This is a genomic window from Enterovibrio nigricans DSM 22720, assembly GCF_900167155.1.
Taxonomy (GTDB): domain Bacteria; phylum Pseudomonadota; class Gammaproteobacteria; order Enterobacterales; family Vibrionaceae; genus Enterovibrio; species Enterovibrio nigricans.
In genome coordinates this window covers 1-18499 of sequence record NZ_FUXU01000076.1, presented here as the reverse complement: position 1 = coordinate 18499, position 18499 = coordinate 1, and the positions used below count along the sequence as shown (strand labels likewise).

14 protein-coding genes and 1 pseudogene are annotated in these 18499 nt (G+C 39.7%); 5 read left to right on the top strand and 10 right to left on the bottom strand.

The genetic code is table 11. The features are described from left to right. The 4 genes from B5D35_RS18885 to B5D35_RS18870 form a co-directional block, all read right to left on the bottom strand. Positions 1-240 (bottom strand): helix-turn-helix domain-containing protein (locus B5D35_RS18885; protein ID WP_139367808.1); only part of this gene is annotated, 240 nt, incomplete at its 3' end. A gap of 66 nt (positions 241-306) precedes the next feature. Next, a complete protein-coding gene (locus B5D35_RS18880) occupies positions 307-1560 on the bottom strand; it encodes a hypothetical protein (protein ID WP_078754066.1) in 1254 nt (417 codons plus the stop codon). A 364-nt stretch (positions 1561-1924) separates the two neighbouring features. After that, positions 1925-4129 carry a DEAD/DEAH box helicase gene (locus tag B5D35_RS18875; protein WP_078754065.1) on the bottom strand — a complete coding sequence of 735 codons (2205 nt, stop codon included), beginning with the start codon at positions 4127-4129 and terminating at the stop codon, positions 1925-1927. Beyond that, positions 4126-5721, bottom strand: a complete 1596-nt coding sequence (locus B5D35_RS18870) for a dsDNA nuclease domain-containing protein (RefSeq protein ID WP_078754064.1) — start codon at positions 5719-5721, stop codon at positions 4126-4128. The genes B5D35_RS18875 and B5D35_RS18870 overlap by 4 nt, the downstream gene beginning before the upstream one ends. Positions 5722-6094: 373 nt before the next feature. Here B5D35_RS18870 and B5D35_RS18865 point away from each other — a divergent pair, with 373 nt between their 5' ends. Next, the gene (locus tag B5D35_RS18865) at positions 6095-6319 is read left to right on the top strand and encodes a hypothetical protein (RefSeq protein WP_078754063.1); all 225 of its coding nucleotides are present in this window, start codon (positions 6095-6097) and stop codon (positions 6317-6319) included. Between the two features lie 56 nt (positions 6320-6375). Here B5D35_RS18865 and B5D35_RS18860 read toward each other — a convergent pair whose 3' ends face one another. Together B5D35_RS18860 and B5D35_RS18850 are read right to left on the bottom strand one after the other, a co-directional pair. Continuing rightward, entirely contained in the window at positions 6376-6642 is a 267-nt protein-coding gene (locus B5D35_RS18860; RefSeq protein ID WP_078754062.1) for a hypothetical protein, read from the bottom strand. A gap of 402 nt (positions 6643-7044) precedes the next feature. Further along, a complete protein-coding gene (locus B5D35_RS18850; RefSeq protein WP_078754060.1) occupies positions 7045-8598 on the bottom strand; it encodes a recombinase family protein in 1554 nt (517 codons plus the stop codon). Positions 8599-8706: 108 nt separating this feature from the next. Here B5D35_RS18850 and B5D35_RS18845 point away from each other — a divergent pair. After that, positions 8707-9489 (top strand): annotated as a pseudogene (locus tag B5D35_RS18845) (carboxypeptidase M32); the annotation flags it as partial. 178 nt (positions 9490-9667) lie between these two features. Here the strand turns inward: B5D35_RS18845 and B5D35_RS18840 are convergent. The 3 genes from B5D35_RS18840 to B5D35_RS18830 form a co-directional block, all read right to left on the bottom strand. Further along, positions 9668-10492, bottom strand: coding sequence for a polysaccharide lyase beta-sandwich domain-containing protein (locus B5D35_RS18840; protein WP_244556666.1), 825 nt, complete (start codon positions 10490-10492; stop codon positions 9668-9670). 262 nt (positions 10493-10754) lie between these two features. Further along, the gene (locus B5D35_RS18835; protein ID WP_078754058.1) at positions 10755-11120 is read right to left on the bottom strand and encodes a hypothetical protein; all 366 of its coding nucleotides are present in this window, start codon (positions 11118-11120) and stop codon (positions 10755-10757) included. 18 nt (positions 11121-11138) lie between these two features. Next, the gene (locus B5D35_RS18830; protein WP_078754057.1) at positions 11139-11771 is read right to left on the bottom strand and encodes a hypothetical protein; all 633 of its coding nucleotides are present in this window, start codon (positions 11769-11771) and stop codon (positions 11139-11141) included. Positions 11772-12227: 456 nt separating this feature from the next. Between B5D35_RS18830 and B5D35_RS18825 the strand changes: the two genes are divergently transcribed. From B5D35_RS18825 to B5D35_RS18815, 3 genes are all read left to right on the top strand, one after another. After that, a complete protein-coding gene (locus B5D35_RS18825; protein WP_078754056.1) occupies positions 12228-15512 on the top strand; it encodes an ATP-binding protein in 3285 nt (1094 codons plus the stop codon). After that, on the top strand, positions 15484-17259 hold the full coding sequence (locus B5D35_RS18820; RefSeq protein ID WP_078754055.1) for an EAL domain-containing protein: 1776 nt from the start codon (positions 15484-15486) through the stop codon (positions 17257-17259). Before B5D35_RS18825 ends, B5D35_RS18820 begins: the two co-directional genes overlap by 29 nt. A 323-nt stretch (positions 17260-17582) precedes the next feature. Beyond that, positions 17583-18287: a hypothetical protein gene (locus B5D35_RS18815; RefSeq protein ID WP_244556665.1), complete on the top strand. Its 705-nt coding sequence runs from the start codon at positions 17583-17585 to the stop codon at positions 18285-18287. Here the strand turns inward: B5D35_RS18815 and B5D35_RS18810 are convergent. Further along, positions 18288-18499 (bottom strand): ATP-binding protein (locus B5D35_RS18810; protein WP_170915223.1); only part of this gene is annotated, 212 nt, incomplete at its 5' end.

Genomic DNA, 18499 nt, shown 5'->3' with positions numbered 1-18499 from the left:
AACGGTGGCAGGTATCCAATGTGGCTTTGCTGCTTCAATGCGACCAAGTAAATAATCGTAATAGGGGTCTAGCTTCGACGGGCGTGACTGACGTTCGGGGTACACAGGAAGTCTGTCTTTATTCCTAAGGTAAACTCTCACCGTGTTTCTAGATACACCCAACGTCTTTGCGATACGGCGGATGCTTTGGCCCTGTTGATGTAAAACGTGTATATCCACTAGTTGCTCCTGATTGATCATAGTCCGCCGTTTTATCCATGAAACGAACAGACATTTTGTCTCAGGTGGGTCAATTTTAAATCGACGTTAGTGGGTCATTTTTACATCGGCGGTAACAAAGTAACTCCTTCCTAGAAAGGTTGTTGAACGAAGTGCCATCCAATTATCTATGTTTCCAGAATCATTATAGAATGATAAAGCTGAAGCAATATCTGAATGAGCAATAATTGCCCCTTCTATACATTCAGAAAATTCTTTAGAGTTTTCATCTCTTAGTGAGTCATAAGCAGAACCGACAAAACTATTAACAATATTTGCGAGACTCAGCTTTTTTAGGTGTTCAGATTCACCAAACGAGAAAGCACATTTTATAAGGATTTCAACTATTGGATTTATCTTAAATCCCTTATATTTGACAATATTGCATTTACCCTCATTAAAGCTGGGAACAACGATCAACTCGGCACTATTTATACTCTTATTTTTCAAAATGTAAGTCTGTAACCAAATGGCAAAATTAATCAGACTGTAATTTATATTTTTTATGTCATTCTTATTCCCCACATTACAAACTACTCGAGGACATTTGGAGTTTCTATCATCGAACACATATTTCATTACATCCAATATTGCAGAATCAAATGACTTTATTAAATTATATTCCACAGGATAATTAATTAGATTCCGTTTAATTCTCTCTCGAACATCAATTTCACATAACTCTAATATTGTATATCTAAGAACAATCTTTTCACGAGAACTATCATCCATAACTCTAAAAGTTTGCACAAAGAACCACGATGTAAGTACAGTATTAAACAACATCCATAATGCTGAACTAATACATATTGCGGAGTAGGCATTTTCAGGAATATACGGTTTTATTAAATAGCTTAAAACTATAAAACCAGACAGGGATAAGCCACTTAAGCCCGCATACATAAAACCTGAATAAATTTGGAAAATTGGAAAGGTAGCCTTTTTCTCAGATTTATTTTGAAATAATATACTAACTAAACCAATAACCAGAGGGTATACAACACCCACAACGGTCAATTGACCTGAGAGAAATGTATCTTGCCAATCACTAATGCCTTCCCATTTTGGATATAAACCCAATAGATATGGCCTTGCGTATGGCAAAATCATAAAAACCAACACTGCAATCAATGAAAAAGCCAAGAAAGTCAACGGTATATACTTTGAATAGTTAGAAGACCAAAGAACAATATTTCGCTCCCAGTATCCCCAGCGATCCTTGAGGAACCGTCTATTCTTATACAAAGTATCTTTGATATCTTTGTCTACACGATCTGTTAGTAAATCAAATATAAATGACATGTTCACTTCTTAGTTTGTAAAGGATCGCTCTTCCGTTCATAGAAGCCATTATATATACGAAATATAAATATATCTTCAATAAAAACAAAAGATTTGATTGTGCTCATATTGTTACCAAAAATTACATAAAATATTTACTTCGCTGATACAGCATCGAATTTAAAAACAATTGGTTGGATATATGGCATAGTGATTAACTAGCACTAGCTATGCATGATTTTTATTATAAGAAAGGATGACAAGTCAAAAGGAATGAGTGTGTTTTACTCAGTAATAATGAGAGGAGAACAATCTACCAGTTCAGATAGGAATCGTGATATATGAACTGGTAGATTGAGTTCGGAGTGGGACAAGACAATAAGACTTATAACTTTGCTGCCTTGATAAAGTACCTATCTACTAAACCCAGAGAGTCCATAACTTCACTTTTTGTTTTGATAGCATTGGTTATTTCATCAACAGATGACTCATCAATACCCTTCAACATCTCTCTTATAGCTTTAAGCGTTTGGTAAGGAACACCCATCTCATGAATTGCAGCATAACCTACGGTCAGCTTTTGGAACTCCATGTCATTGATCAGCTGAGTATAATCAAAAGTTAACTTGTTGTTATGCTTGAAATTTAAGAAGAACAATATTCCTGAAAATAGTGAAAGGAAATTCGGAAAACTGAATCCGTATACGTTAGCAATGATCTTTAACTCATCATCAATAACTCCGGACATCTGCTCATCCATATCCTCTTTATTTATCGCCTCTTCTGTAAGTTTTTCTAACTTCCATTCCATTTGTTTCTTTAGATAATCACTTACTGATTCAGCACCAATGTATGCGCGAAACTTCCCGCAGATTGATACCACTGGATCCTTGCCATCTTTTGATGTGACCGAAAATCCATTCCTTGTTAGAACTTTTTGTCTTACATCAATGAAGCGCTCTATAATGAAATAGAGTGCATCTGTATTTGGGTAACCATAGAAATTCAATTGTTCATACAACTCGGGTTGCATTATTCGAGTTCTATCTATTGATGCAAACAACGACTCTATTTTGTCCACCTCAAAAGAGGAATTATTTCGTATTATCTCAACTGGAACTATGGTTTCATCCCTGAACTTTTCCCATCTTTCTTGTCCTGAAGATGATAAATGATCTGCGTCAATTGAACCCAGTAAATTTAGTGGGCAGTCAATATCATCATCCCCAATTGGCACCACTAACTCATCAGATGAATCTTCTTCTGGTTGAGACTGCAAACAATAAACCCTGCCGACAAAATGGTTGTACATCCTGCCAGCTCTACCTTTGATATTATTGTGGGTAAACTTATCTACACCCTCAGTGCCATTGTAGTTTTCATAGATAATGACATTTTTTGCACTTGTATTAACGCCTTCAATAATTGTGGACGTACAGATAAGAACATTGTGTTGTCTAGAGCGCTTAAAAATATCAATTGAAAAGTGTTGTAATGCCCTAGGAAGAACACCATGATGCAGAACAATTCCGCGCGTCAATGATTTACAATAATTCCATCTAGGATCATATGCTTCTGACAGCCAATCAATAAATTGGCCTTTTAAGTTTTGTTTGAATCTTTCCTCTTCCATTAGGAATCGCGCTAATTTGTTGGCGGAGTTTGGAGAGCGACAGTAAATTATTGTTTTCTCATCTTTATTTTCATTAAGGATTTCTACAAGAACCTTGTTTTTTCTTTCTTTATCCGACGCGTTAATATCATATTCTATAACATCTACTGAAACAGTTCGGAAGTCGCTACAAATAAAGGTAAAGTCCCCAACCAAGTTTGACAATCCTTTAACACTTGTGATGTTTGGACCAATAAAAAACCATTGCTTAGATATTTTTAATAACTTAGATAGTGAAATATTTAAAGAGATTGCTCTCTCATCATATTTGAGAAACCCGTTCCTGTCATACTTAAATCCGAGCTTGTAGAATTCATCTATTATAAAGATATCAACATTTTGCAGGTCTGTTCTCTGAATGACTCGTTCTTGTGTCAATACAAAAACAGTTGGAATTTCTGGGTCATATGGCTGGCTATTATGATGAATTATTTTGTATTGGTCACTTAATGACTCAGATAATTTCTTTCTTGTCTCATCAATTAATGCGATCGTGGGCACTATAAGAACTGCTGTGTGATATTTATCCGTTGTTAGGAGATTGGATAGTATCGCACTCTTACCCATACTTGTCGGCGCACTTAAAACAACATTTTTACCACTTAGTAGCTGATTAAAAACTCGTGTTTGGGTTGAATGAAATACGATATCTTTATCGTTTTTTGGTCTGTTTGCTTCAATTGTTACGACATCATCAATATCGTGTTCATCAAACTCGCTATTTAGATATGGAAACAAACCAGCTTTCTTAACTAAATGCTTAAGGATTTGATCATAAGTCTTGTATTTTTCTCTTTCATCTAGTGCGCGAATTATCATATCACGACCACTAGCTGCACTTACTGGATTTGATAGATAATCAGAAGCCAACTTCAAATAATCTAGTGATTGTACTTCATCAGTGGACTCTGTATTCATAGTGAAATCTTATCTTTTAATTTGTTTAAAATTGTATCGTTACACGGTGTAGGAAAGACGTAAAATCCGAGACGAACTTGAGCGAAGAATGGGTTCTTACTAACCATCAAATTATACATATGATCGATCTTGTTTTTTATGTCGGTCATCAAATCGCTTTCGCTTGTAAGATGGTCATATGAATCCATCTTATATGAAATGAAAACCACAAATTTGAACCTTTCAAGGTTTGATTCAAAGCTACTGGAAGTGTCTAAAATCGAGTCTATGTCATGCTTGAATAGGTATTTGTCGTCTTTAGCCTCCAAAATGATCCTGCGATCCTTGTCCATATCAAGGAAAATCAAGTCAGAAATTTTGTCAGACAATCTTTGCATTACATCAAATATGACATCGCTATTTTCTATGAACTCAGTAACACCAACCCACAACTCATTTATATTCTGCTCCCCTAGAACGATGTGAACAGAGTCAAATTTAAGGCATTTATTGCCATTAGCAGCAAACATGACCATCGGTATGGGTTGTGATTGTTGATTTTGCTTTCTTAAAATGCTGTTTAGTATCGTTCTCGCAGTGACTGTCTTCAGATCTAACCCTGCAATTCTCTCCCTAATCTCCTGAGCTTTGCCAAAAGTTTGAGAGCCACCAACAATCTCAGACGGTCTCAAAAACACCTCGTCAACCCAGTCAATCAACATGTCTACTACATGGTCATACCTATAGGCACCGAAGTTAAATCCTTGGGTGAATCCTCTTTTCCGACGCTTATCTTCACTTTCTTCGAATAATGGAGTTACGATTTCAGGTAGATTCTTATTTGAGTATGCTTTAGGAGCGAGTGTGTTATTGGTTGCGAATTGCCTAAGAAGACTTTGCGCTTCATCTCTTGTCAGGGTCTTATCAACTACGTCGCCTGTCTTCTTTGAAATCTGACTTTTCGCGTAGATTCTATTGCAAAGAATTTCGCCTAATTGTCGGATCCCTTCATTAGAGAGTGTGCAATTGAGCAATTCCTCACAAGCAGACCTTAGATTGTGCTCAACTTTTAGAATCACAAACTCTATGTCGCTAAATACACGCCATATCGTGTTATCTACCCAGTAGCCTCCACCGTTACCGTTTCCTGATTTGAACCCGTTTTTCAAGCCAAGATCAATAGACTTAACTAGAGCATCCCTTCCAGTTTTTAGTGATCGCTTGTCTAGAGGAATTTCGAGAAAACTCAATGACGATGCTACGGGCTTGTCCGTAACCAGCATAAATTTGCTTGTAACAGTAGGATCTTTATCAAGCTCTAGGCTCTTATGTAGTATCGATGAGTTCGGATCTTTAACTGCGCCAGAATTTCTAGGAGCCCTCAACTGAGTCAAGTTCCAATCCTTATCAACCGTACCAGTTTTAACCTGTACGTGTGTCACACTGTCATCTGAATGAAAAACATCAATGTCATCGCCCACTTCGCAACCAATACCTCGTACTCGATTATCGAGTAACATTTCAGAGGCTAGCAATGTCGCCACATGGTCTTGAAAGTAGAAACCAGCTTTAGCTCCCACACCACCACTATTATTTTCATCCATCTGATACATCAGCGTATTCTTCTATGTCTTTCCAGTTCGGACAGTCTATCCCCTACATACATTATGTCTATAGTTAGATACATACTTATTCTGTTGTATCTCATACCTTGGGCGATTTTGAATAACTTCTAATCAACTTTGACGCAGTTCTCTATGTAAACAGAGCATCAGTTTCGACCGAAATAATTTGTCAAATTTCCACGTTGTGTGCTCCTGCACTCCTTGTATTTAGGGGAAGCTGGAATGATGGCAATTGTCTATAGATAGGTTGATGGCAGTCCACTATAAGACATTGATTTTCTGGTGAAATTAGTCATTTTTCGAGATGGGAATTGCGAGGTATGGTATTGGCTCACTAGCAAACACCGGAGGAGATAGAGAAATGAGAATTGTGTGGTTATTTTTGTTGATGACAGTTTTGTGGGTTTCGCCTTGCCTAGCAGCAGACACCACTGAGTATCGATATCACAACAAGGTTGGAAAGCCATCAACGGCGCGGGTCACTGAAGGTAGCGTGAATCAAGCAACGGGTTGTCGTGTGGTCACCGTTCAATATCATGATGATAACGGCAAGCCCCGCACCAAAATCACAACTGTTTGTGATTAGAATTTGAAGAACAAAATGGCCTAGACAATATCATCGACTAGGCCACCCATTCCAAATCACACTGTTCCAGTGAACCAGAATACTCTGTGCGCTTGCTGCTCAACAGGCACCACATAGTCTTCATATGGACTCACTGCGGTCATGTCAGCATTTCGCAACGCTTCCAAGTCAGTCCAAGTTAATTTGATCACATCATTCTCAAGCTCAACGAATGTATAGCTGTCGTTTGGCTCAAGCCACATCGGATCGATGTTGCCACATAGGTAGCGAACATTATCCAGAACCATCTCATCTTTTTCCATGCCTTCAAAAACATTACTCATCTCATCACTCCCTTCCATCAATCAAAATATCTTATCGTCATAATAAAATACATTGTATTTTATTTCAATAAACTATGTGATCTGGGTTTACTTAGTGACAACGTCACATCATGATCAACTTAACTAAATTGTTGTTTTAAGAGGATTATAATGATGAAAATGATTAGCAACCAAGAGCGTCATGAAGATATATTGTTTAACCCTAACCTAAACGTCTCACAAAATAGGAAATACAAGACGAGAACGCACTTCATTGAGAAATTATTCGTGGACGGGGAGCTACGGCATCAACTTGAGGTCACCGAAAATGGTTCGGTGTATACGGCGTTTAGCTAAAACAAAACGGAGCACAGCTAGGTGCTCCGTTCTTTTCCCACTTCTATCTTCCCTTCTTCGTGTTCACTACCCCAACTCTTCTTCTTCTTCCTCATAACCAATCCCAGCTTCCACATTATCATCGAAAAATATGACTTGCGCTCTGCCTCCAGAACGGAGTGAGATGTGAGGTCTGGGTGAGTTGTTGAGATTGAAACGAAGGTAGTCCAACCTGTCACGCAAGGCCTGATTCAACTTCATCCGACTTTCTGCATCGCTGCTTAGATTCTCAGCCAGCTGTTTGATATCGTGTTGATTAGTCTTTGACCGTTTATATAGTTCAGCGCGTAGAAGGTTCTTATGATGATTAAGGTTCTCGTCATATGCCGATAAATCGCCCTGTAGCTCTTCCAGTTTAGCGATTAACGCTGTATTGCCAGTGCTGGCGATAGCTAAGACTAAGTTATCAATCTGTCCTTGAGTCGTCTTCTTGGATTCCTCAATTTCGGCAATTTTGAGTTCAATGGTTTTGGTCTCATCCTTGGTGCTGTCACCATCGAATATCGACCAGTCGATTTCGCGGCAGAATTTGATGAATGATTTTTCTATGCCATCATATTTCATCTGTCGTGAGCAGCCGTTGGCGCAATATAGATAGATCCTCTGAGAGCCGTTTTTCCTCGCCCCACAATTCTTTATCCACATCGTATGACCACACATCACACCGTTCTCCACTACCCCACACCGCCCCAGATTCGAAAACAAATTCCTGAAGGTTGTGCCACCGTTGGTGCGTGATTTTGAATTCGTTCTTTTTGATAGGTGTTGGTTCAGTATGATGTGTTCATCTTTGGTGATGGCGGCTGGAAAGTAGTTTTGGACAATGCCAATACCCTTCACATCGCCATCCCCTGATAAATGTTTATTCCTCACGATTGTCTTCACATGAGAGGCAGTCCACCGAGTCTCACCATCTTTGTTGACATACTTAGATTTGATCCAGCATGGAATACCTTCATCAGTGAGTCGTTTGGCTATTGCACTGGCTCCAAGGAATGAAGCCAACTCAACCATATACCTAACCACTTCGACACGTTCTGGGATTAGGTGATATGAGAGCTTGTCATCACTACGACGAATCCATGAAGGTGTCATGTACGACAGAGGCTGCCCATCCACGCCTTCGACTTGACGTTTTCTTGCAAGCAGCTTCCCACGGCTCGACCTTTCGGACAGTTGTTTTGAGTATTGATGAGCTTTGTCGGCGTCGATTAGCGACATGATCGTTTCACTGATGTCATTATCGGTGATTGTACGATTTTGACTTGTGCTGATCAGCGTAACTCCCAGAGCATCCAGCTTCCAAATTAATGTCAACGTCTCCTTATAATGTCTACGCGACAAGCGGTCGACCTGCTCCACTAGAATCACGTCACCTGACTTCACGGTCGAAAGTAACAGCTGAAGTTGTGGGCGTTCGTCAAATTCCGTTCTACTGCCAGAAACGGCTTCGTCGCTGAAGGTGTGGGATAGAGCGGCGTTATTTTGAGTACACCACTCTTGAGCAAGTTCGATTTGGCGGGTTGTTGATGATTCATTTTGTTGTGATGAGCTGTAACGGGTGTACGCGTAATAGGCCATGATTCATTCCATTTCTCATGCTGGATGCATCAATATTGAATGTGAGAAGAATGGAAGTAAAGGTTTTCGTACACCGTTCGAACCCCGCTACGAAATACGGGTTATGATGGCGCACTAACTGATGTCCGAATTACCACACGCTATGATGAAGAAGATTTCACCTCAGCCATCATGGGCGTCATTCACGAAACTGGCCATGCCCGCTATGAACAGGGATTGCCAAAGCACCTAGCCGGGCATCCTGCGTCTGAAGCTCGCTCTATGGGTATTCACGAAAGCCAGAGCCTTTTCTTTGAAATGCAGATTGCACGTTCACCTGAATTTGTCGCTCATATCGCCAAAATGGCAGCCGAAACATTTGACCGAGAAACCGATCCCGCTTTCTCACTCTACAACATGAACACACTCTACAAACGTGTTCAACCTGGTTTTATTCGCGTTGACGCAGATGAGGTCACCTACCCCGCACACATTATTCTTCGCTATGAAATCGAGCGAGGCTTGATTGAAGGCTCCATCGAAGTGGAAGATATTCCCGCCCTCTGGAACCAAAAAATGCAGGAATTTTTGGGTATTGATACCGAAGGGAATTTCACCAACGGTTGCATGCAAGATATTCACTGGACCGACGGAAGTTTCGGCTATTTTCCAAGCTATACGCTGGGCGCCATGTATGCAGCCCAATTTATGGCTGCAATGCGTAAAGACGTTGATGTCGACACCTGCATTCGCAATCTAGACATGAAGCCAATCAGTGCTTGGTTAGAAGCAAAAGTCTGGTCGAAAGGTTCAACATTGACCACAGAAGAAATGATCTTAGAAGCGACGGGCGAATCATTGAACCCTGAATACTTCAAACAGCATTTGATTGAGCGTTATTTGAATGACTAATTAAACCACTCAGCGCGGCCATTGGCTGCGCTGTGGTTTGTGAAAGAATAGAGCATGTTACAATCTACGGCCTATTTTTTGGTTATGAATTTCAATCAAAAAGAATCTTTGGATTTTCCATTATTTTTTTTAATTAAAAACCCTCCCAAAATAAGGAGGGTTTTCATTTCAGTTGGAACTAATCAATGGTTAACTCAAAGAAGATCGTCTCGCCGTCCTTTGCACTTGTATCTACGATAAAGTGATCATCTTCAACGCTTACTATGTTTTGATACATAGGCTCTAATATCAGGTTGCTCTCTTTTGGAAATAACAAGCTGACTTGATTGTGTGACCGCGTAGGTTCAGAAAGCCATACTTTGATTTTATTCAATTTTTTTTCAAAAACCACAGCCGATTGAGTGGATACTTCCAATATATCATTGACATAACCATCTTCAGAAAAAACGTTCGCAGCAATTAAACCTGATTCTGGAACAGAAATAACATGCGCATCGCCCGATACCATTAAAACGTCAACACCTACTTTATCGCTTACTGCTAACTTACTATTAAATTCAGCCAAGCTAATAGACGGTATTACGATATAGGCATACTTGTCATAAACGCTTCCTCCAACACCATGCATGATGTCGATATCAACCGTATTGTATTCCATATATGGGTTCGACATACGCTCTTCATTCACCGTATTGACTTCAATCCAGTTCCCAGCTTGGTCTATATTTTTCTCAAACTTAACGTTATCGTTAGCCAAGAATACATAGCCTCTCGACGAACTCACAATGTCACCTTCCAAAAATATAGACTTGGGATTGCCACTATAGTCAATCGGCGTCAAACCGGATGGATGTCTTACACCATCAATATATATCTTGTTACCTGCGGAGCTTTTAATCTTCCTAAACTCAACAGCAGTTTTCGTCGAATCATATTCGGATGAGGTCAAAAGCAATAATATAAAGATGCCGCGTGCGGCATCTTTGATTAAATTAACATTCAAGGTAAGACCTTGGCGTTCGCTCTAATTAAAATTCGATTTCAGAATCAATAAACTTACTATCACTTTATTCGAATGTCATTACGAACAGCGACAAACGTGTACTTGAAAAATTTCGTCGAATCGATATCAACTCAAAGCATTTGATGACGCCAATATACCTATTGAGTGTTAAATTGAAAAGTAAGATGATTCCTACAGGAGGGCGTGAATTTACCAACATTAGTACTTTCTGGTACTGTTGGATGGTAGCAATAGATATTTATTACTGATTCAAACTCCGTTTAAGTGAAAGCAAAACTTTGGTTTTGAAAACACTAAGTTCCTCATCGTCCCAGATTGGAATGGCAAGGTTCTTTTTCTCTGATTCTGAATAATCCACGACGACAACTACCATATGATAAGGAACTACATGTCCGTAAAAACAATGATCTGGCTTCAGATATTTAAACTGAACCATAACTTGCTTCGTTGCTTTGTCCATGTTTTCCAAAGAACGCTCCACATCAGATTTTGAAAAAGGAACAACAATCTCTTTCATAAAAGAAGCAAAATAGCGCCTTGTTAGCTCGTCTAATTCTGACAAGTCATTCCCGAGTTTTTTCAATTTTTTAATTGCAATAGAGTCCATGATAAATACCAATCAATTTTAGAAAAAGAATGATCCAGACATGGCGACTGGAAAATTTGACAAAAAGGCGTATGACTGATGATTATTGACACCGTCCACAATGATGTCTCCTTTATGTCTTTTACATAAATAAATTAGGCAGTCCGTCAAAAATTTCCTATCACCTTTAAATGTTTCTAAAAAGAAGTTGTTAGAGAGTTTCACCCCATCACAAAGTTCCAGTACATGGTCAGGTATAATCATTAACCCCATGCCCGCGCTGACGTACACGCGAGAAAAGCCAGATTCCTTAAGTCTCTTGCAAGATTCGAAAAGCATACCGTTTTCGATACAATGAGCATCAACATCTAAAAAGATATCGATGTCAAATTTTTTCGTGAAATTCTTCACGTTTTGGGGACTTATACTACCTACATTATGAATTGCATCTATTGAGAGTTTAGAATTAACACCGAACCTTAAAGTCCTGCACATATCTCGATTTACTTTTCTTGCCGCTTTGTAGGTGCGTAATATATAACCGCAGATCATATCTACTGATTCATCAAAATTTGGCGAAAATAGATTCGGCAACACCATTTGGTAATCATAACCAATGATGGCGTGATGAGTAACTCTTTTATAAAATAGACCCTTGCTAGAATTAGTCATTGATTTACCCGTTTTGCTTTCTTTGCAAGCACATGAAAATAGGAATATTTACACATAATAATAATTTTAGATTAAATATGAAAGCTGTTTTGTTGTAGGAATATTCGTACGTAATATTAAATATTAAGAGAAATCAACGATAATAATTTACACCAATAAAAATGAGAGCGTAAAACTTATCACATGGCTCTGCTCTACACTTTTAAAGCGCAGTGATTTATACTAGGTAAAATCGACATCAAGATTTATAGGGAGATCTATTGTGGTTGATTTCAAAAAACCTGTAGTTTGCAAAAGAACCATTTGTCTAATATGTTAGTGGTGTAGTTAAGTACAATTAAAAATAAAGCATATTCTGAGGATCACTGCCGTACACAAGATCACAAAAATACCTTTTACTCTTATATATCAATGGCTTTTGTGTACTAAACTCAAACACCACCACGGAAATATCACATGGTTACACAGCATCAAAAGGCTTCTTTTTTCAATATACTTATGATGTTGTGCACGTTACTGGCTCCTGTACTGTATATAGCATCACCATCCTCCCTAGCTTCTGCTGTCGACGATACTGATACGATCGACAAGACTAAAAAGTTTCATTTTGGTGTACTAAAAAGCGACTACAACTCGTCCCGCTCAAGAGGCTCGTCTTTAAATATCGATATCCTCGAAGATTTTGGGAGCACACTAGGCGTAGACTATAACATTACAGAATACGACAGTATTTCATCGCTCGAAGAGGCGATACAAAATGGAAAACTTGACGCCGCGCTCAGCAATCAGGGGATTTTCAACGCGATGTCTGCAATAACGCATCTGTATACGACAGAGCCTGTCTACACAGAACTACGTATTATATTCCTCTCTGACAATACAAAGTACGACGGTAACATTTCTCTCAGTCAACAGCGATGGATCTGTGTAAAAAACAGCATCGCCTGTGATCTCATTCAAAGCAAAGGCTATAGCAACATACAGTTGAGCAATAGCTATGAAGAGATGTTCAAGACACTGAAAAATGGTGGAGCTGATGCGACTATCACCACACCAATTTCGCTGCTAACAAACTTAAGCAATAAAGATCTAAGTCGTGGATTAACCATCTTCGATATTGGCTTGGGTCTAAACAAAAAAACGATCGCGACCAGTGATGAGAAACTGGCTTTAGCACTCAATGGCCTTATAAAGGACATAAAATCTGATAGTACTGACGGTAACTTCAAATCCTTAAAAATATTTAGTTTCAGCGAAACCAGTTACCTAAAGCTTCTCAAGTTTCCAAATGTCAAAACAGAAGTGAGGTATTCCCTTCCCGAGGGGCTATTTCCAATATCTTACAAGAACAACAGGTCTTCAAAAATGGGCGGCTACGTAAGAGAGTTCCTTGAGGACATTGAGGATGTAAGTATCGTAAAGTTTACATACGTGCCTTCTGACGGAAGAAATATCGATCTTATGCTTTCACAAGGCGTGATCGATCTCATTCCCGTCTATTTCAGCAACAAACTCGACGATCACGGTTTTTTGGTAACCAAGCCCTACCATGGTTTAGATCTCATCAAAATCACACTCGAAGGTAACGAGAACAACGCAACTGTTGGGATCCCGATGATCTTCGATTCGATAAGAAAACCTAGCGAAAGCACCGTGCTGTTTACCAGCTACTTCGAAACAATAAGAGCGCTCGAACAAGGCGTCATTGGCTCTGCAATCGTCGACAGCGACCTGATTAAACAAGATATTTCTGAAAAAACGGTTTTCATTGATAACAGTTTAACTCCGATCGGCGTCACGATTGCTATGGCGACAAGGAAAAACAATGAAAACCTGCTTGAATACCTCTCAACCATACTCAGTGGTTACAGCCAAGTGTACTTCGACAGGCTTAAAGGAAACGAGACTCTACCAGAAGTCCAATACGGTGTAGATGAAAAGACGCTACTGCGTTATGTCCTTATTATTGTGACCTTTTTGCTTATTGTTTCAATTGTCGTCATCATTCGTATAAGAATGCTCAATAAGCTAGTAATAGATTCTAGCAACGAGGTAAAAACCACCAAAACGGTGATGGCTTCAAGAAGTGAATTCTTAGCCATCGTCTCCCACGAGTTGAGAACCCCCATTTCCGCCATGATTGGGCTTCTAGAATTGCTCATCAGTCGAGTGTCTGAAAAAGAAGATAAACTTTTAATTCGTAACGCAACCATTTCAGCTGAAAAGCTTGAACGTCATGTTAATGACATCCTGGATTTTTCCAAAATTGAGGCTGGGAAACTGCAATTAGAAAGTAGAACAGCCAATATTTATGAAGAGCTTAGCGTAGTATTTCGGCCATTTGACGCTCAAGCAAAGAAAAAGCACATTGATTTTATCATCAAGTGGGAAGAAACATCCTACCTACTTTTTGACATTGATATGTTTCGGGTTGGGCAAATCGCCACGAATATTCTATCGAATGCCATGAAGTTTACAGATGAAGGCCGCATCGTTGTTTCTGTAAACGCAGAACAAGATGGTATCAACGTCACGGTTAAAGATACTGGCTGTGGCATAGAAAAAAGCAAGCTCAGTCAGATGTTTCAGCCATACGTGCAAGCAAACAGCTCCATATCACGAAAGTATGGAGGTACTGGCTTAGGAATGACGATTGTTGCCAACTTGGTGAAGTTAATGAACGGCACTATCGAAATTGAAAGTGAGCCAGATCATGGGACCAAAGTGTCATTTTATATCCCTGCCACTGGTAACAAGCTTGATAAGTATGAACACGCAACTATCCACCTTCCTATAGCTAACAAAAAGGAGCTTGCGTGGGCCAAAGTACTAGGTTTAACGATCACGTGCGACACAATTAGCGAGCCTGAAGCCAATAATAACTTCTATCTTGATGGATTTTTCCAGCTCTTGGAGAATAAAGAAAACACTACGGGTTCAGTCGGCACTAAGAACATAGGAAAGCTTCAAGGAAACGCATTAGTCGCCGAGGATGATCCAATCAATAGGATGCTAATGAAACGGCAGCTTGTAGAGTTGGGTTTTGATGTCACCTTGTCAAAAAATGGCTACGAAGCCCTCAACAAAATAAAGGACAGCCCGGACGCTTACGATTTCCTAATAACGGATTATCGAATGCCTATTATGGATGGCGTAACACTTTCAAAAGAAATTCGCACTAACATTTCGGCTTTCAAAAAGAAGCCAATCCTACTTTGTACGGCTGAGGACTCAAGGCTTACAAACTTGCATTCAGGCTTGCAAAATTTTGACGGCTTCATCTACAAGCCGGTTAGGCTCGCTTCTCTCTATAACGCATTGGCCAAATACAACAGTGTGAACGACAAGCTGATCATCATCGAAAAGAAGAACACTGAGAAAAACGAAATAATGCCTGAAAACAGTTATATAGCAGCCATTTCACAAGCATTTAATGATGTGGACGTGTTGGAGATCGTAAAGGTATCTCATCTCACTTTTGTAGACGAGTTAGCTAAGATTGAAAATAGCGAATTTGCTGAAATGAAAGAGCATGCACACAAGCTGAAAGGCTCAGCAAAAGCGCTGAATTTAAATCAGTTAGCAGAGCATGCTGACAGTGTATTGAACAGTAAATCAACCGAACTAGAAAAAGAAAACATGCTACGGCTTAAAAATGAATTGATAAATATTATTGAATGTTTCCAAAAGTGGCTTGATCAGGGGTATGACGATGAAAGTGCTAATAGTAGAAGACGATAAAATACAAGCCACACGACTAAAGATGCAATTGTCCCACTTGTCAGTGTCGGACATTTACTTTGCGGAGGATGGGCTTGAAGCCATCGATGTTTGTAGAAAGTTCGACATCGACCTTTTGTTTTGTGACATCCAAATGCCAAGGATGGACGGTGTATCGTTTCTTTCAAAGCTAAACAAGATCTCTCCTGATGTGAGTGTGGTAATTTTTAGTTCAGTCGAAGACGCTATTCTTAAGATCACATTCGACATGTGTAGCATGGCAGGATTCGATTTTGTTCGCGCTATCCAAAAACCGATATCAGATTCAGTGTTAGAAGATATCGTACTCGAACACTCAAATTTTTTGAGTAAGAAGACAGCACACTCTGTATCTCAGATCCAAATCGGCTCTCACGATGTGTTTGAAGGGTTCGAAAATGACCGCTTCTTCTGCTTCTATCAGCCTCAGTTTGATCTCTCAAATGGTAACTTATCGGGCGTTGAAAGCTTGGTACGCTTATCTCACCCAGAATATGGTGTGCTTGGGCCATATCACTTTATAGATCTTATTGGTGACCTTGGATGTAAAAACCAACTCTTTGAGATTGTGTTGGAGAAATCAGTGAAACTCATGGCTTCAATGAGCAAAGAGTTGAAGCTTTCAGTTAACTTCTCTCAGGAGTGCCTGGAAACAGATGTCTACGATTTCGTGATGGCAGTCTGCAAAAAATATGACTTTCCGGTCAACAAACTCACACTGGAAATGACAGAAGAAGATGTCTACCAATGCTCAATAGATTCCTTGGCTAACTTGGCCCGTTTAAGAGTGGCCGGTGTTGGGTTAGCCATAGATGATTTTGGTACTGGGTTTGCATCATTGAGTCAGCTCGTACAGTTGCCTTTTACCGAGCTAAAAATTGACAAAGCCTTTCTAGAAAACATACACAGCAACTACAAGAATAAGCAGATCACTGAAATCTGTCTTTTACTCGCGCATTCTCTGGGGCTTCATTGTGTTGTTGAAGGTATCGAGAATGAAGAAGCCTACTTGTTCGCCAAAAGAATAGGGATAGATACATGCCAAGGCTACTACACATCCAAACCGATTGGGGCGCCGGATCTTTATTCGTTGTACCAAAAACATAAGTGCGCTGAATTGGGGAATCAGTTCCCACAAAGCAAGAGTTTGAAATCGGTTTATTTTGATGTAGACAACCAGCGCTCTACCCCGCTTGTTAAGTTAATTAAAAAACATGATGAGCTGATAGATACGATTCAAGTGAATACAATGGACGAAGTCTCAACTCAACTGAGAGACAATGCTATTCAATCCTTAATCATTGAAAGTGAGGGATTGTCGAACCCAGAAATTTCTGACGTCGTCACCCACGCCAAGGAATTTTATCATGGGCCAATTTTCGTACTGTCACCTTTTTACGAATTAGAATCTTACGAGGATAAAGATGAAGATAACGACATCTTATACATCAGGAAATCTCGGACAGTGACAGAAACGGCTAACACCATTTACAGCGCGATGACTGACACCTATGCGTCTTCATCAAATTTAACAGCACTTTTTTCAAAACTATCCAGCCGAGAAGCAACCGTTGCGAAGTACATTTTGGAAGGATATACCAATAAGAAAATCTCAAACGAACTGGATATTAGTCAAAAAACAGTGAGCACCTACAAAACGAGAATACTTAGCAAACTGAACATAAATTCAATGTTTGAACTCGTCAAGATTTTCAATACTGTGAACTAACATTAGATAAAATCTGAAAGCGTAAAAATGGCCTCAATCAGTGAGGTCATTTTTTATTTGGCAAAAGAGGAAACAAAGATAAAGCTACAAAGTTATAGAGCATCCATTGAGTCAATATCAATATTAAGAATCACACCACTTCCACTTCCACTTTCATATTCATTCCACCTGAACCCTGTATTAGCATTTCCACCCAACTGTGCTGATTGCTTTCGTACTAAAAAGAAACTTTTTGGCTACTAATTACCTGAAAATAGTTGCGGATATCTAATCGATGTTCAAGAACTGTAAAGATAAAAATCACTCACAGGAGGTGAAGCCAAGTGAGTCTTAAACTAACGAGAAATATTATGGGCATGATGATGCTCTCTCTTTTCGCCAACAATTCGATGGCGGTAGAGTACGTATTTCTATCTAGCACAGCACCATTCCAAGCACTTGTGGAAGGTCTCAGCCCCAGAGGAAATAACCACAATATAATGAGTGCCGCCAGACGTGAGAATCCCTCAAGCGTTCTAGTTGGTGTTGTTCCATCTGATGAAGAAAGAATGATTCAATCTTTCCCGCCAAGAGCGAACAATGGCCACCTTACAACCGTGCGAGTAAATTTTAGTAACAGTTTACAAAGTTCAGCTGAATCATATCGCTTTGCTTATGAGCAGCGAACAGCGTCTCTCATCGCGATGAAAGCCCAATTTGCAGCAGTTGCGGGACTCCTGAGTATAGACAACATCAGAACGCCACAAGCCACTGCGTTCACACAATCTATATTAGGTGTTGCCGACTATAGCCCACGTTTAATGGCAGCTCAGTTGACGCTATTAGAATTGCTCGAACTAGAGGAAGCTTATCGACGCGCACTAGCGAGACCATATACCACATTTATGTATTCTCACATTTATCGTGAATCTGTAATTCAAGTTTCTCAATGGGTATGGAACCGTGAACACTTTACATGTCAACGCCGACTTAAAACTGATCCACTTAGCGACGCTATCGCCGAAGTAAAATTGACCCACCCATGGTAGTTATCCCTGCCTCTCCGATTCATTTTGTAGAACGGTTGGCACTGTCCCTAACGCCCTTTTCCCTTTTAGCCGATAACTCTCTCCACTTATCTGAATGATGTGAGAGTGATGAAGCAGTCGATCCAGCAGTGCAGCCGTGAGTGTGGTGTCATCAGCGAACGCATTTGACCATTGTGAGAACGGTAAATTGCTTGTGACAACCACGCTGCCCT

Excerpts from the sequence above, each read along its gene's own strand:
- B5D35_RS18880 (WP_078754066.1), bottom strand. The coding sequence starts at position 1,560 with ATGTCATTTATATTTGATTTACTAACAGATCGTGTAGACAAAGATATC.
- B5D35_RS18875 (WP_078754065.1), bottom strand. The coding sequence starts at position 4,129 with ATGAATACAGAGTCCACTGATGAAGTACAATCACTAGATTATTTGAAG.
- B5D35_RS18870 (WP_078754064.1), bottom strand. The coding sequence starts at position 5,721 with ATGTATCAGATGGATGAAAATAATAGTGGTGGTGTGGGAGCTAAAGCT.
- B5D35_RS18865 (WP_078754063.1), top strand. The coding sequence starts at position 6,095 with ATGAGAATTGTGTGGTTATTTTTGTTGATGACAGTTTTGTGGGTTTCG.
- B5D35_RS18860 (WP_078754062.1), bottom strand. The coding sequence starts at position 6,642 with ATGAGTAATGTTTTTGAAGGCATGGAAAAAGATGAGATGGTTCTGGAT.
- B5D35_RS18850 (WP_078754060.1), bottom strand. The coding sequence starts at position 8,598 with ATGGCCTATTACGCGTACACCCGTTACAGCTCATCACAACAAAATGAA.
- B5D35_RS18835 (WP_078754058.1), bottom strand. The coding sequence starts at position 11,120 with ATGGACTCTATTGCAATTAAAAAATTGAAAAAACTCGGGAATGACTTG.
- B5D35_RS18830 (WP_078754057.1), bottom strand. The coding sequence starts at position 11,771 with ATGACTAATTCTAGCAAGGGTCTATTTTATAAAAGAGTTACTCATCAC.
- B5D35_RS18825 (WP_078754056.1), top strand. The coding sequence starts at position 12,228 with ATGGTTACACAGCATCAAAAGGCTTCTTTTTTCAATATACTTATGATG.
- B5D35_RS18820 (WP_078754055.1), top strand. The coding sequence starts at position 15,484 with ATGAAAGTGCTAATAGTAGAAGACGATAAAATACAAGCCACACGACTA.